Origin of the sequence: Pseudomonas sp. RIT288, from assembly GCF_000631985.1 — a bacterium.
Classification (GTDB): domain Bacteria; phylum Pseudomonadota; class Gammaproteobacteria; order Pseudomonadales; family Pseudomonadaceae; genus Aquipseudomonas.
The window spans coordinates 315,696-329,149 of the sequence record NZ_JFYN01000042.1 but is presented as its reverse complement, the minus strand read 5'-3'; the positions used below and the strand labels follow the sequence as shown (position 1 = coordinate 329,149).

At 58.2% G+C, this 13,454-nt stretch carries 16 protein-coding genes; 9 read left to right on the top strand and 7 right to left on the bottom strand.

Going from position 1 to position 13,454, the window contains the following annotated elements; all coding sequences use genetic code 11:
* The first annotated feature begins 1 nt into the window (after position 1).
* From lhpH to BW33_RS24925, 5 genes are all read left to right on the top strand, one after another.
* Positions 2-1,009, top strand: coding sequence for a trans-3-hydroxy-L-proline dehydratase (lhpH, locus tag BW33_RS24945; RefSeq protein WP_047601922.1), 1,008 nt, complete (start codon positions 2-4; stop codon positions 1,007-1,009).
* Positions 1,010-1,133: 124 nt separating this feature from the next.
* Positions 1,134-1,955, top strand: coding sequence for a transporter substrate-binding domain-containing protein (locus BW33_RS24940; RefSeq protein ID WP_081794250.1), 822 nt, complete (start codon positions 1,134-1,136; stop codon positions 1,953-1,955).
* 56 nt (positions 1,956-2,011) lie between these two features.
* On the top strand, positions 2,012-2,674 hold the full coding sequence (locus BW33_RS24935; RefSeq protein ID WP_047601920.1) for an amino acid ABC transporter permease: 663 nt from the start codon (positions 2,012-2,014) through the stop codon (positions 2,672-2,674).
* 10 nt (positions 2,675-2,684) lie between these two features.
* Positions 2,685-3,338, top strand: coding sequence for an amino acid ABC transporter permease (locus tag BW33_RS24930; RefSeq protein ID WP_047601918.1), 654 nt, complete (start codon positions 2,685-2,687; stop codon positions 3,336-3,338).
* A complete protein-coding gene (locus BW33_RS24925) occupies positions 3,335-4,057 on the top strand; it encodes an amino acid ABC transporter ATP-binding protein (protein ID WP_047601916.1) in 723 nt (240 codons plus the stop codon). The genes BW33_RS24930 and BW33_RS24925 overlap by 4 nt, the downstream gene beginning before the upstream one ends.
* 112 nt (positions 4,058-4,169) lie before the next feature.
* Here the strand turns inward: BW33_RS24925 and BW33_RS24920 are convergent, their stop codons facing one another.
* Both BW33_RS24920 and BW33_RS24915 read right to left on the bottom strand, forming a co-directional pair.
* The gene (locus BW33_RS24920) at positions 4,170-4,373 is read right to left on the bottom strand and encodes a hypothetical protein (RefSeq protein WP_045122186.1); all 204 of its coding nucleotides are present in this window, start codon (positions 4,371-4,373) and stop codon (positions 4,170-4,172) included.
* Positions 4,374-4,443: 70 nt separating this feature from the next.
* Positions 4,444-4,719 carry a hypothetical protein gene (locus BW33_RS24915; RefSeq protein WP_047601915.1) on the bottom strand — a complete coding sequence of 92 codons (276 nt, stop codon included), beginning with the start codon at positions 4,717-4,719 and terminating at the stop codon, positions 4,444-4,446.
* Positions 4,720-4,886: 167 nt separating this feature from the next.
* Between BW33_RS24915 and BW33_RS24910 the strand changes: the two genes are divergently transcribed.
* Positions 4,887-5,216 carry a hypothetical protein gene (locus tag BW33_RS24910; protein ID WP_047601913.1) on the top strand — a complete coding sequence of 110 codons (330 nt, stop codon included), beginning with the start codon at positions 4,887-4,889 and terminating at the stop codon, positions 5,214-5,216.
* A 57-nt stretch (positions 5,217-5,273) separates the two neighbouring features.
* On the opposite strand, the gene BW33_RS24905 is transcribed toward BW33_RS24910, so the two are convergent.
* The gene (locus BW33_RS24905) at positions 5,274-5,687 is read right to left on the bottom strand and encodes a VOC family protein (RefSeq protein WP_047601912.1); all 414 of its coding nucleotides are present in this window, start codon (positions 5,685-5,687) and stop codon (positions 5,274-5,276) included.
* A 202-nt stretch (positions 5,688-5,889) separates the two neighbouring features.
* On the opposite strand from BW33_RS24905, the gene BW33_RS24900 reads away from it, so the two are divergent.
* Entirely contained in the window at positions 5,890-7,701 is a 1,812-nt protein-coding gene (locus BW33_RS24900) for an ABC transporter ATP-binding protein (RefSeq protein WP_047601911.1), read from the top strand.
* Here the strand turns inward: BW33_RS24900 and BW33_RS24895 are convergent.
* The 3 genes from BW33_RS24895 to BW33_RS24885 all read right to left on the bottom strand — a co-directional run bounded on the left by BW33_RS24895 (position 7,698) and on the right by BW33_RS24885 (position 11,002).
* Positions 7,698-8,642 carry an alpha/beta hydrolase gene (locus BW33_RS24895; RefSeq protein ID WP_047601909.1) on the bottom strand — a complete coding sequence of 315 codons (945 nt, stop codon included), beginning with the start codon at positions 8,640-8,642 and terminating at the stop codon, positions 7,698-7,700. The two genes, BW33_RS24900 and BW33_RS24895, sit on opposite strands and share 4 nt — an antisense overlap.
* 109 nt (positions 8,643-8,751) lie before the next feature.
* Entirely contained in the window at positions 8,752-9,750 is a 999-nt protein-coding gene (locus BW33_RS24890; protein ID WP_047601907.1) for an NAD(P)H-quinone oxidoreductase, read from the bottom strand.
* Positions 9,751-9,811: 61 nt separating this feature from the next.
* Positions 9,812-11,002, bottom strand: a complete 1,191-nt coding sequence (locus BW33_RS24885) for a YbfB/YjiJ family MFS transporter (RefSeq protein WP_047601905.1) — start codon at positions 11,000-11,002, stop codon at positions 9,812-9,814.
* Between the two features lie 111 nt (positions 11,003-11,113).
* Here BW33_RS24885 and BW33_RS24880 point away from each other — a divergent pair, with 111 nt between their 5' ends.
* Both BW33_RS24880 and BW33_RS24875 read left to right on the top strand, forming a co-directional pair.
* On the top strand, positions 11,114-11,989 hold the full coding sequence (locus tag BW33_RS24880) for a LysR family transcriptional regulator (protein WP_047601904.1): 876 nt from the start codon (positions 11,114-11,116) through the stop codon (positions 11,987-11,989).
* Positions 11,990-12,171: 182 nt separating this feature from the next.
* Complete coding sequence (locus BW33_RS24875; protein WP_236645237.1) at positions 12,172-12,660, top strand: hypothetical protein; 489 nt, start codon at positions 12,172-12,174, stop codon at positions 12,658-12,660.
* Positions 12,661-12,712: 52 nt separating this feature from the next.
* On the opposite strand, the gene BW33_RS24870 is transcribed toward BW33_RS24875, so the two are convergent.
* A complete protein-coding gene (locus BW33_RS24870) occupies positions 12,713-13,435 on the bottom strand; it encodes a pirin family protein (RefSeq protein ID WP_047601901.1) in 723 nt (240 codons plus the stop codon).
* Between the last annotated feature and the right edge of the window lie 19 nt (positions 13,436-13,454).

The following is a 13,454-nucleotide window of genomic DNA, read 5'->3' as shown; positions in this document are numbered from 1 at the left end:
AATGCAGTACGAACGTTCATTTGCCACGATTGAGCTGCATACGAGCGGGGAAACATTCCGGCTCGTTACCCAGGGACTTCCCAAAGTGCCTGGCGCGACCATCGTCGAGCGCAGCGCCTGGCTGCAAAGCAACGCCGACCATTATCGACGAGCCTTGATGCTCGAGCCTCGTGGCCACAAGGATCTGTATGGTGGGTTTTTAACCGAGCCTGTGAGTGAAGACGCCGATTTCGGCATTATTTTCCTCAACAACATGGGCTATAGCCCTCACTGCGGTCACGGTGTCATTGCGCTGGCAACTGCTGCTGTGGAATTGGGCTGGATCGAGCGTAAATCCCCTGAGACCCGAGTCGGTATCGATGCTCCCTGCGGTTTCATCGAGGCGTTTGTCGAGTGGGATGGCACGCGGACAGGGGCCGTTCGTTTTGTAAACGTGGCGTCATTCATCTTCGAGCGGGACGTGACGGTAACCACGCCCACATTCGGCAATGTGACCGGTGATATCGCCTACGGTGGCGCAACCTACTTCTACGTTGATGGCCGGCCACACAACATTGCCATTCGCGAGAAAGACCTGTCGACGATCACCCAGTTCGGCTACGAAATCAAAGCCGCCATTAATGCCCGGGGCCCCTTCATCCATCCTGAAATCCCTGAATTCAATGACGTGTACGGCGTCATGGTGTATGGCGATCCGCGTCACGAGGGTTCGACCCAGGCCAATTGCTGTGTGTATGCGGATCGGGCAATTGACCGGTCGCCGACGGGGTCGGGCACGGCGGGCCGTGTTGCGCAACTTTATCTGCGCGGCGAGTTGTCGGCATCCGATGCATTGATCAACGAGTCCATCATCGGGACCGTGTTCAAAGGCCGCGTGCTCAGCGAAACCAAGGTCGGGTCTTTGGACGCGGTCATACCTGAAGTGAGCGGTAAGGCTCATATCTGCGGCTTCGCCAACTGGGTCATCGATGAAACGGATCCTCTTACCTACGGTTTCCTAGTCCAGTGACACCAACAATAAAGATATAAGAGCTGTGATTTTACTGCCCCGATAATACGTATACGATATCCAGGATGCGCTAAAATTTGCGTGTCTTGTTTCTGAGTTCAATCAACAAACGAGGGGAACAAAAATGCGCATTAACCAACTCTTCCTGGTCGCAGCCCTTGCTGCCTTGGGTGCCACCGCCGTTCATGCAGACCAGTTGGACGACATCATTTCGTCAGGCAAGCTGCGCTGTGCGGTGGAGCTCGACTTCCCGCCCAATGGCGCTCGGGACAAGGACAACAAGCCGATTGGCTTTGACGTCGACTACTGCAACGATCTGGCCGCCGCCCTTGGCGTTAAAGCCGAAATCGTCGACACCCCGGACCCGGACCGAATCCCAGCGGTGTTGTCGGGACGAGCCGATGTTGGTATCGCTGTGGCCTCCGACACCCTGGAGCGTGCAAGGACGATCGGATTCTCAATTCCCTACTTCGTCTTCAAGACCATCATTCTCGCTCGCGAAGACTCAGGCATTAAAAGCGCCGCCGACATCAAGGGACATACGGTGGGAGGTCCGGCAGGGGCCTACGAGACGGCAGCTCTGAAAGAGACGGTGCAGAAAATCAATGACCCGGCAACCAAGCTTCTGACCTATCAGTCCCAATCGGACAGTTTTCTGGCGCTCAGCCAGAAGAAGATTGATGCGACGTACACCACCGCGACGATCGCTACCCACGTGATCAGCTCGGGGAAATACCCGGGCCTGAAGATCGTCGGTGATGCGCCAGTCGACCCCGATTACTGCGCGTTCCTCGTGCAACGCCAGGAGCAGGGGCTGCTTAACTACGTGAATCTTTTCCTTAACCGCCAAGTGCGCTCTGGCCGTTATGCCGAGCTGTATGCCAAGTGGGTAGGAACAGAGGGCGGGCCAGCTCCGGATCTGACCATTCCAGGTACTTATCGTTAAGGAAACGGAGCACTCGTTCCGACAAACAAAAACCTTTCGCGTAAAAAGGTAATCGTATGTCTTATACCTTCCAGTGGCGGCCAGTTCTGGAATCGCTTCCGGATATGTTATCGGGGGCGGTTGTCACTCTGGAGATTGCCACGCTTGCGATGGCAATTGGCACGGTGTTGGCAGTGCTTCTGGCGCTTGCAAAACGATCGGGTAACAAAACCCTTTCAGGTCTGGCCAGTGTGTGGATTGAAACGGCGCGCAACACCCCGGCACTGTTTCAGATTTACATGGTGTATTTCGGGCTGGGCTCCATTGGAATGGGTATCGACTCGTACTATGCACTCTTGCTCGGTATTACGTTCAACAACGCAGGCTATCTGGCAGAAACGTTCCGGGGCGGCTTTTCCGCCGTCCCGGAAACGCAAGTCCGCGCTGCTCGTTCGTTGGGCATGGGGGCGGCTCAGACGCTATGGCACATCGTACTTCCGCAGATGTTGCGGGCGGTGTTCCATGCCATGACTAACCAAATGGTCTGGTCAATCCTGATGACTTCTCTCGGTACTATTGTTGGTCTGACGAGCGATCTGACGGGTGTTACTCAACAACTTAATGTCATGACTTATCGGACATTTGAGTTCTTCTTCGCCGCTGCTTGCCTGTACTACCTGATATCGAAAATATTCACGATTTGTGCGCGGCTATTAGCTTGGCGCCTGTTTCGTTATTGAGAGGTGCGCCATGTTTTTTGAAGGGACACTCGCGTGGAGCGACATCCTGTTTTTATTGAAGGGTGCTGTTGTCACCATCGCTATTACTTTGGCTGCTGTCGGTATAGGCACCTTGTTCGGCACGTTGTTCGGTCTGATAAGGGCCGGCGCAGCGTGGTGGATCAGTTCTCCCGTCGGCTGGATTCTGGATATCTTCCGCTCGGTGCCACTGTTGATTCAATTGGTGATATTCAATTCGTTCAACAGCATGTTTCGCCTGAACTGGCCAACTTATGTTGTCGCGTGCATTTGTCTTGGGGTTTATGCCGCAGCATTGTGCACCGAAATCGTCAGGAGCGGGGTGGCGGCAGTACCTATGACTACCCGTCGCGCCGCGCGATCACTGGGTTTGACGTGGAGTCAGGAAGTGGTCTCGATCACGTTGCCGATTGCCACCAGGATCGTGTTTCCAAGCTGGATCGGTTTGGCCCTTGGCATCATGAAAGATACTTCGCTGGTGATGTGGATTGGCATTATCGAACTGTTGCGCAGCTCGCAGATAGTGACAACCCGACTTCAGGAACCGCTGCTCATTTTAGCAATTACAGGCGTGATCTATTTCTTAATGAGCTTCCCCATTGCGAGACTCGGCGCTCGTCTTGAGAAAAGGTGGCAAATACAATGATTAAAATTGAAGGCGTACATAAACACTTTGGCCCCTTGCATGTTCTTAAAGGTGTCAGCCTGAGTGTGAACAAGGGCGAAGTGTTATCAATGATCGGTGGTTCGGGTTCGGGCAAGTCGACCATGCTGATGTGTATCAATGGCCTGGAAGATATCCAGCAAGGTCGTATCAGTGTCGATGGAATTCACGTCCATTCGAAAAGGACCGACCTCAATAAACTTCGGCAAAAGATCGGAATTGTATTTCAGCAATGGAATGCTTTTCCTCATATGACAGTGCTCGAAAACGTGATGCTCGCCCCGCGAAAAGTCCTGGGCAAGTCGAAGCAGGAAGCCGAGGCGATTGCTGTCGAAAAGCTCAGGCATGTGGGCCTGGGTGAAAAGCTGACGACGTTTCCAACGCGTCTGTCAGGTGGACAGCAGCAGCGGATGGCGATTGCGCGCGCGCTTGCGATGTCGCCGGACTACATGCTGTTCGATGAGGTGACGTCCGCGCTCGATCCGCAACTTGTTGGTGAGGTATTGGATACATTGCGCATGCTATCTCATGAAGGGATGACCATGATCGTGGTCACCCATGAAATGCGATTCGCCCGCGAGGTGTCGGATCGTGTCGCGTTCTTCCATAAAGGGCAGATCCACGAGTTAGGGACTCCCGAGCAGATCTTCGACCGTCCGGAAAAAGCTGAAACAGCAGACTTTTTACGCTCGGTGCTCTGAAGCTCACGCTCTTGCAATGAGAGCGGTGAATACCGCGGTTATCGGCTGATGCCGTAACCGCGGTTGTGAGTCTTGCGGGATCACCAAGGTGTGCGCAGCCAGCGGCCACGGCTCAATGCAGAACCCTGCGGCTCTCGCCAATCCTGATCCGGTCCAGCGCCCTGTTCAATGCGTCCAGTGCATCCAGAAGCGCCTTTGCTTCTGCCTCTCGGCCATCGCCCCATAAACGTTCCGCCATTTTGTTCAGGGCCTGGATCGAGCGTTCGATGTCAGCGGCGGTCGCTGGTGTCTGGGGTTGCGCTTCTTTACTGGGCATACGGTCATTCATCTGCAGGGTATTGGCGATCCCCGGCATGATCGGCGTTCACTGCCGTTCAATCCAGTGGTTACTGTTTCGGCTTGCTTTGAATATCTTCCGAGTCGCTGGAAGTTGCCGCGTCTTTCTCGGTTTCTTTCGATTCTGCGCCCGAGTTCGACCCCGAGGCTTCTTCACCTTTCTTGTTGGCTTTTTCTTCGTTGGATTCTGCCTTGTTGCTGGACTGATTCACGCCCGGGATGGCAGTGGGCGGCGCGGCTGATCCTGCTTTCTCGCTTGCCAGTGTCAAGCCAGAGCCTGCCAGCATCAGGCTTGCAAGCGTCAGGGTTGCAATCTTCTTGTTCATTTTTCCGGCCTTGTGCTGAGGGGTGTACCGCATTGGAGGTGTCAGTCACGCCAAGGTGCTGGTCATTGGACGAACGGTTGGCGCCGCACAAATGCGGCAAATTGCTGGCCCCCAGGTTATCCCGTACCGGGCAAACTCGCCTTTTTTCAAAAGGTTAGGTTGGCTATATGCGGACGATTGTCATAACCGTTGCAACGCTTTCCCTGGCTGCATTCGCTTCGGCCATTGAAGCGAAGGAGTTGAGCAAGAGTCATCGTTTTGCCTGTATCTGGGGCTCGGACATCGCTGCCGGGGCGCAGCAGTCGAAACTGTCGGGGATCTCGTTGTATGGCGCGCGCAAACAGTTGCAGGTGCGCAAGTTCCAGCAACCATGGATGCGCATGACGGCGATGGGCATTACCGAGCAGACCTACAACAGTACGTCGAAGCTCAAGCCAGCGGCGGTCAAACAGACCTATTACGAACAATGCGTGCGGCATGAGCTGGCCCAGCGATAAACCCAAAAGCCCAACCTGAACAGGTTGGGCTTTTTCATGCCTGACGAAAAGTCGGCGTCACTTGTCGCTCTCGCAATTGACCATCCACGACACGCCGAAGCGATCCACCAGCATGCCGAAACGAGCGGCCCAGAACGTGGTTTCCAGCGGCATGTCGACGCGACCATCCCTGGCCAGCGCATTAAACACTCGCTCGGCTTCGGCAATGCTGTCGACGTTGAGGGAGATTGAGCAACCACTCATGCCCCCGGTCGGCCGGTCAGGCGTGGTGTCGGAGGCCATGATCATCTGGTCGCCGACTTTCAGGCAGGTGTGGATCACCAGAGGGTGGTGCTCTTTGGGTACGTGGTCGGCGGCGGGTGTTTCGCCGAAGGTCATCATTGCTTCAAGTTTGCCCTGCAAGGCTTGTTCGTAAAAGGTGAAGGCCTCGCGGCAGTTGCCGTTGAAGATCAGGTAGGGATTGATTCGCATGGCGGCGTTCCTGGCAGTAGGCGCGGAGAGAGGCGATGTTCGCCAGGTTCCGCGAAAGGCGGCTAAAACATGTCAGAGCATTGGACGCCGCAACGGCCAGAGTTTTTCCAGATGTTTTTCTTCTGAAAACGCCGCGCTTCAGCACGGATAAAACCTGCGGAGTACCATGACGCCCTGTACGACCTGTCGAGCTAAATGTGCCATGCCTTTGATTTCCCGCTTCAACGCCCTGTTCGATCAGGCCCGGCGCGCCTTGCTGTTGGTCTGGGCGACCTCACGCGGTTTGTTTTTGGGCTTGGTGCTGGCCACTCTGATTGCCGGTGTTCTGCCGGCGCTAGCCGCGTGGCTGGGCCAGCGCATTGTCGATGCGGTGGTGACAGCGATGCAGTTGCACGCGCAGCAGGGCGATGCAGCGCTGTGGCCGGTGTTGCGTTACGTGCTGATGGAGGCGGGGGTGTTGGCGTTATTGTCCGGCACGCAACGGGGCCTGTCGGTGCAGCAGTCGCTGCTGCGGGTGCAATTGGGGCAGAAGGTCAACACGCTGATTCTGGAAAAGGCCCAGACCCTGTCGCTGGTGCAGTTCGAGAATTCCGAGTTCTACGACAAGCTGGTGCGTGTGCGCCGCGAAGCCTCGACCCGGCCGCTGGCGTTGGTGATGAAGTCGCTGGGGCTGATCCAGAACCTGATCATGCTGATCAGCTTTGCTGTGCTGCTGGTGCATTTTTCACCGTGGGCGTTGCTGTTGCTGGTGATTGGCGCGTTGCCGGTGTTCTTTGCCGAAGCGCATTTCTCCGGCGACGCTTTCCGCCTGTTCACCCGCCGCGCCCCGGAGAGTCGGCAGCAAAATTACATCGAAACCTTGCTGTCCCATGAGGCCTATATCAAAGAGGTCAAGCTGTTCGGCTTTGCGCCGTTGCTGTTGCAGCGCTATCGGGACACCTTCGCCAGGCTCTACGCCGAGGATCGGCGTCTGACATTGCGTCGTGATGGCTGGGGTTTCGGTCTGGGCTTGCTTGGCACCGGGGCGTTCTATCTGGCCTATGCCTGGGTGGTCATCGATGCGGTGCACGGCAATATCAGTCTCGGTCAGATGACCATGTACCTGGTGTTGTTCAAGCAGGGGCAGAGTGCGGTCAGCAGCAGCCTGAGTGCGATCAGCGGTTTGTACGAGGACGGTCTGTACCTGTCGAGCCTGTATGAGTATCTGGCCGAACCGGTGTTGGCCGATTGCGGTCATCTCACCGTCGGCGCACAACCGGGTGATGGCCTGCGCTTTGAAAACGTCGGTTTCCGTTATCCCGGGGCCAGCCGTGCAGCACTGGAAGGCATCGACCTGCACGTGGTGCCGGGCAAGAGCGTGGCGCTGGTGGGGGAGAACGGCTCAGGCAAGACCACGCTGATCAAGTTGCTGACGCGTCTGTATCGGCCCGACCAGGGACGCATTCTGCTTGATGGCAGCGATTTGCAGGATTGGGAAGAGAACACCTTGCGTCGGCGTATCGGGGTGATTTTTCAGGACTACATTCGCTACCAGTTCACCGTGGGCGAAAACATCGGCGTGGGGGATACGTCGGCGTTCAACGATGAATCGCGCTGGCAGGCCGCAGCGGCCGAAGGCATGGCCGCGCCGTTCATTGAAGGGCTCGACCGTGGCTATGCAACGCAACTCGGGCGATGGTTCGCCGGCGGTCAGGAGTTGTCGGGCGGGCAATGGCAGAAGATTGCCTTGTCCCGGGCCTACATGCGCCGCGATGCCGACATCCTGATTCTCGATGAACCGACCTCGGCGCTGGATCCGGCGGCGGAAGCGGCGGTGTTCGAGCATTTCAGCCAGCACACCGAAGGTCGCATGACCCTGCTGATCTCCCATCGCTTTTCCAGTGTGCGCAATGCCGATCAGATCATGGTGCTGGAGGCCGGACGGATACTGGAGCAGGGCGATCACGACAGCCTGATCGCCGCCAACGGGCACTACGCCAAACTGTTCGATCTGCAGGCTCGCGGCTATCGCTAGGAGTCCTGCGCGCTGCGCACCCGTGCGGGGCCGGCCACGCGCGGTGCAGGTTTGGTCTGCATCAGCGCATCGATCGCCTTGCGATAATTCTGCCCGCCCAGCGCCATGCTGTTGTTATGGGTGGCGCCCGGTACCAGCAGCAGTCGTTTCGGTGGTTGGGCGGCGTTGAACAGTTGCTCGCTGAAGCGCGGCGGCACGAATGCGTCGGCCATGCCGTGCACCACCAGCAGTGGCATGTGAATCTCGGCGATCTTGTCGATGGAGTCGAACTTCTGCGACAGCAGCCAGCGCACCGGTAGCGAGGTGTTGGCCACGGCGGCGGCCACGTCGGCGAGAGAGGTGAACGTCGATTCAATCACCAGGCCTTTGACCGGCAGCGGTGTCTGGTCCCGAGCCGCCTCCTGGCCGAGTTCGGCGGCCAGATCAATGGCCACGGCGCCGCCCAGCGAGTGGCCGTAGATCAGGCGCTTGCTCGGGTCGGGCTGCAGCAGTTTGAAGCGCTCCCACGCTACACGGGCATCTTCGTACACACTGCTTTCCGAAGGCAGATCGCCCTTGCTCTGGCCGAAACCTCGGTAGTCGATGGCCAGTACCGAGTAGCCGGCCGCGCGCAACTGTTCGATGCGGAACAGCTGTCCGGTGAGGTTCCAGCGCACGCCGTGCAGATAGAGAATCGCCGGAGCGTTCGGCCGGTCTGCGGGCCACCACCAGGCATGAATGTTTTGCCCGGCCTTGAAGCTCTTGGGCTGCAAGTCGAGCTCCTGCACGCTGCCCGGCAAGCCGTGATACCAGCCGGCCGTGCCCGGTTCGATGCGAAACAGCAGTTTGCGCTCGGTGTGTTCGAGCACCGCACAACTCGTCGGCACGCCAATGATCAGCGCGGTCATGCAGGCGAACGCCAGACGGCGACGACGCAAACGAGTCATGAAGGACAGGAGCATTAAACGGTTCACCACAGCGCAGACAAAGAAGGCTTTTTACCAGAAGGCTCGGTCTGCGCGTGACTTTTTCGACCGCCGTGTGCCCGCAACGATTACAAAATGCTGCGGCTCAGCCCACGCGCAGGACGATTTTGCCGATGTGGTCGCCACCTTCCATGCGTGCATGCGCCTGGGCCGCGTCGTTCAGCGAATAAATCTTGTCGATGATCGGCAGGCAGCGTCCGGCGGCCAGCGCCGGCCACACGTGTTCGCGCAGTTGCTCGGCAATTTCGGCCTTTTCCTCTGAGGTGCGTGCTCGCAGCAAGGATCCGGTGATTACCGCACGCTTGGCCATGATCGCCAGCAGGTCGATGTCGTTGGCCTTGCCGCCGCCGAGAAAGCCCAGCATCACCAATCGGCCATCCATTGCCAGCGCGCTGACATTACCGTTGAGGTACGAGGCGCCCATGATGTCCAGGATCGCGTTAACGCCTTGGCCAGCAGTTTTTTCGGCGATGACCGTGGCGAAATCCTGCTCGCGATAATTGATCGGCTGCCCACCCAGCTTGCTGATTGCCGCGCATTTATCGGCGCTGCCGGCGGTGGCAAAGGCTTCGATGCCGAATTCGCGGCAGAGCATCAGCGCGGTAGTGCCGATGCCGCTGGTGCCGCCGTGGATCAGCACGCGCTGACCACGCTGGGCGTCGCCGAGGCCGAACAGGTTGGCCCACACGGTAAAGAACGTTTCCGGGATAGCGGCGGCCTGCACCCAATCCAGTCCTTCGGGGATCGGCAGGGTTTGCCTGGCCGGGACGTTGCAGTATTCGGCGTAACCGCCACCGTTGGTCAGCGCGCAGACCTTGTCCCCCACGGCAAACTGACTGACACCGGCACCCAGCGCCACCACTTCGCCGGCCACTTCCAGACCGGGGATCGGATTCATGCCCGGCTTCATTGGATATTTACCGGCCCGTTGCAGGGCGTCGGGGCGGTTGATCCCGGCGGCATGCACGCGGATCAGCACTTCACCGGCTGCGGCGACCGGTAGCGGCACACGTTTGGCTTGCAGAACATCGGGGCCACCGGGTTCAGTGATTTCGATCCGGGTCATCTCGTTGGGCAAAGTCATGTCGATTCCTGTTGCTTGAGGTTCTGAAGATGGGAGCACGGCCCGCAGGCAATGATTCCCTTCAATTTTCACAGACGCGTGGTTCAGTCGATGAGGGCAGCCATTTCAGGGCGTGCTCCAACAGGATCGCCACGGCAATCGCCCCTGCGGCGATCAGGAAGAGCAACGCGTGCTGACCGCCCGTGGCATTGAACAGCGCCGAAAAGGCAAATCCGGCCAGCGCCTGAAACGTGGCAAACGATACGGTGGCGCGGCTCCAGGCGATTTGCTGGCGATGGTGATCCGGCACCAGTTCATGCACGCGGGCCAAGGCCAGAGGCACGATGCCGGGCGGGAATGAGCCGATAATCACTGCCAGCACCGCCAACGCCATGAAAGAGTGGGAAACCGCCAGCAGTCCCAGCGCAATCGCCTGGATCACCAATACCAGCCGAATGCCGATCCGCGCGCCAAGCCGATCCGCGAGAAAGCCGTAACTTACCGGGCCGACAATTGCGCCCAGGCCATACATCACCCAAATCAAGGCGCCAATTTGCGCCCCGGCACCGAGCCCTCGAGCCACGTAATCCACCAGAAACACCATGGCCGGTACCAGCCCTGCCGCCATGAACGCATATTGGCCGAACAGCAAATAGACGGCGGAGGGCGTTGGCTCAATCGCCGCGCCTGCGTGAGTGGCGGTCGGGTGCGGTAGATCAACAGGCCAGCCAAACCAGCTCATCGCGGTCAGCAACAGCGACAATCCGCCCAGCCCCGACCAGGTAGCTTGCAGGCCCATATTCAACAATGGCGGGACAAGAGTTCCAGAGGCGGCGATCCCCAGGCCGATACCGAGAAAAATCGCACCGCTGGCCAGCCCTTTGCGGGATGCCGGCACGTGGGGCAGTACAGTCGCCGCCACCAGCACCATAATTGCGCCGCCGGTAATCCCCGACAGCAGTCGCCAGCCAAAGAACCAACTCACCGACAATGGAAATGCACAGGCAAAAAACGCTGCGGTGACCAGCAGCATCATCAGTCGCAGGGCGTTTTTATTGCCCAGTTGGCGCGCTATCGGCCGGCCGAGCAGGGCGCCGATCAGATAGCCGACCAGATTGGCTGCGCCGAGGTAGACCACGTCGTTGGCAGAAAACCACTGCGCCTGAATCAGCGAGGGAATAAGCGGTGTGTAGGCAAAACGCGCCAGACCAATGCCGACCAGGCTGGCGCAGAGTCCCGAGAAAATCGGTAACGCTGAGGTTGATGTACGCATGACAGCAATCCTGAGGAAGGTCTATGGCGCTCAGGATATCGGCTATCTTTGCTGCGGTAATGCAGCGATTTGGCTTTATAGTGATGCAAATTTGCATCGGTTGGGGGCAGCATGAACTGGGATGATGCACGGGTATTTCTCGCGGTATGCAGGGAGTCGACATTACGCGGCGCAGCGCGGGTTCTGGGGGTGGATCAGGCGACCGTCGGGCGACGGATCACGGCGTTGGAAAAGTCCCTGAGCGCGACCTTGTTCCTGCGCACCTCCGACGGCTACGCACTGACGGCGGTCGGCGAAGCCGCGCTCAAAAGCGTGGAGAAAATGGAGCAGTCGGCGCTGGAACTCGAGCGGCAGATTCAGGGCCTGGATGATCGTCTGACCGGCAACGTACGCGTCAGTACCACCGATTCGCTGGCCATCGACTTCCTGATCCCGGCCATGACCCGCCTGCACGCACAGCATCCCGACGTGCGCATTGAACTGGACGCTTCCACGCAGATCCTTAGCCTGGCCAAGCGCGAGGCGGACATCGCCGTGCGCAATACCCGGCCTGACAATCCTGATCTGATCGCGCGGCGGATTGCTCGCTGGCCCGTGGGATTGTTCGCTTCACAGGCGTATATCGACGCCCATGGCATCCCGCCGCAGGGTACGGCGTTCGAAGGCCATGACCTGGTGGTCTACCAACCGTATTTGCAGACGCACAAGGACATGACGCTGGTTTGCGAACCGCTGCATCGCGGGCGGATTGTCGCCAGCCTGAGCTCCAGTCTGTTGGTACGCCGCTCGATTGCGGCTGGCCTGGGCGTAGGAGAAATTCCGGTGTACATGGGCGAGCGCGATGGCCTGATCAGGCTTTGGCCGGAGCGCAATCGCCCGCAACCGTATGAGGTCTGGCTGGTGACCCACGCGGACTTGCGCCACACCGCACGGGTCAGGGCGGTGATTGAGCAGATTGTCGAGGCGTTTGCACTGGAGAATGAATGACTGCTTAGAGGGCTTTAGACAAGCTACATCGTCTGACGAAATGCCCTACATTCATAGCAGAATCAGCCGGCTTGTGGGCTTGGAGCGCCAGCCCTATTGTTGATGCAACTCGCAGCACCAGGAAATCGGTATGTGAGTGATGCGCCAGAGAAGGTATCGGTAACCCAGGGAAGGGGATCGGATTGAAAGCCAGGGAATTCGAGCAATATCAATGCACCGAAACATTGAGCAAAGGTCGTTACACACAAGCCATGAACGCTATCAGCCGTGAAGAATTCAATGCCAGGATCGAGACCATCGAGGCAAGGATGGATGCTCGGGTAGAGCGAGTGCACGCAGATATCCGAGAGTTCCTTTGCTCCCAGGCAGAGCGAGACAAGGCTAATGAACGCCTCCAGTTTGAGCGAGATAAACGCTACGACTCAATGATTCAAGGCATTGCCATCGAGTCCAAAGAGGCGCTCAAGAAGGCGGGTACCGTGAATGCCAACGTCTGGATGGCAACGGCTGTGCATCTGTTTGGTGTGGTCAGCATTGTCGTTGGTGGCTATTTCGCCAGTCAGGCCAACCTGTATGTAGCGATACAAACAACATTGGCGGCGGTTCAGGCGGGCAAAGATGTCGGTGCAGCCAAGCCTGCCGAGTTGCCATCATCGGTGTTGCCAGAATAAAAAAACGGCCTTCAATCGAAGGCCGTTTTTGTTGGCATTGGAAACCCATGCCTCATGGCATTTGCGGCAGCTCCTGCGGACGCAGGTCAAACACCAGTACTTCGGCATCCACGCCATTGCTCAGAGTCAACGCCTGTTCCTCGCGAACCCGCACGCCGTCACCTTCCTGCAGCAACTGGCCATTGAGTTCAACACTGCCGCGAGCCACATGTACGTAGGCGTAACGGTTGGCCGACAGTTTCAGGGTGGCGCTTTCCTTGCCGTCGAACAACCCGGCGTATACCCGCGCATCCTGGCGCACTGTCAGCGAACCATCGCTGCCGTCCGGCGAGATGATCAGTTGCAGATGACCGCGTTTTTTCTGCGCACTGAAATGCTCCTGTTGATAGCGCGGTTTGGCGCCGCTGATCTCCGGCACAATCCAGATTTGCAAAAAGTGCACTGGCTTGGTGGCCGAATGGTTGAACTCGCTGTGCGCCACGCCGCTGCCGGCGCTCATCAATTGTACGTCGCCAGGGCGGATCACCGAGCCGGTGCCCAACGTGTCTTTATGTTCCAGTGCGCCTTCGAGCACGTAGGAAAAGATCTCCATGTCGCGATGCGGGTGCTGGCCGAAACCTTTGCCGGCGGCAACGCGGTCATCGTTGATCACCAGCAGGTCGGAAAAACCCTGTTCACGCGGGTCGCGGTAGCTGGCAAAGGAAAAGGTGTGGAACGACTTCAACCAGCCATGATTGGCGAGGCCACGATCGGAGGCTTTGCGAAGAGTCAGCATGATGAAATCTCCTTGGGGA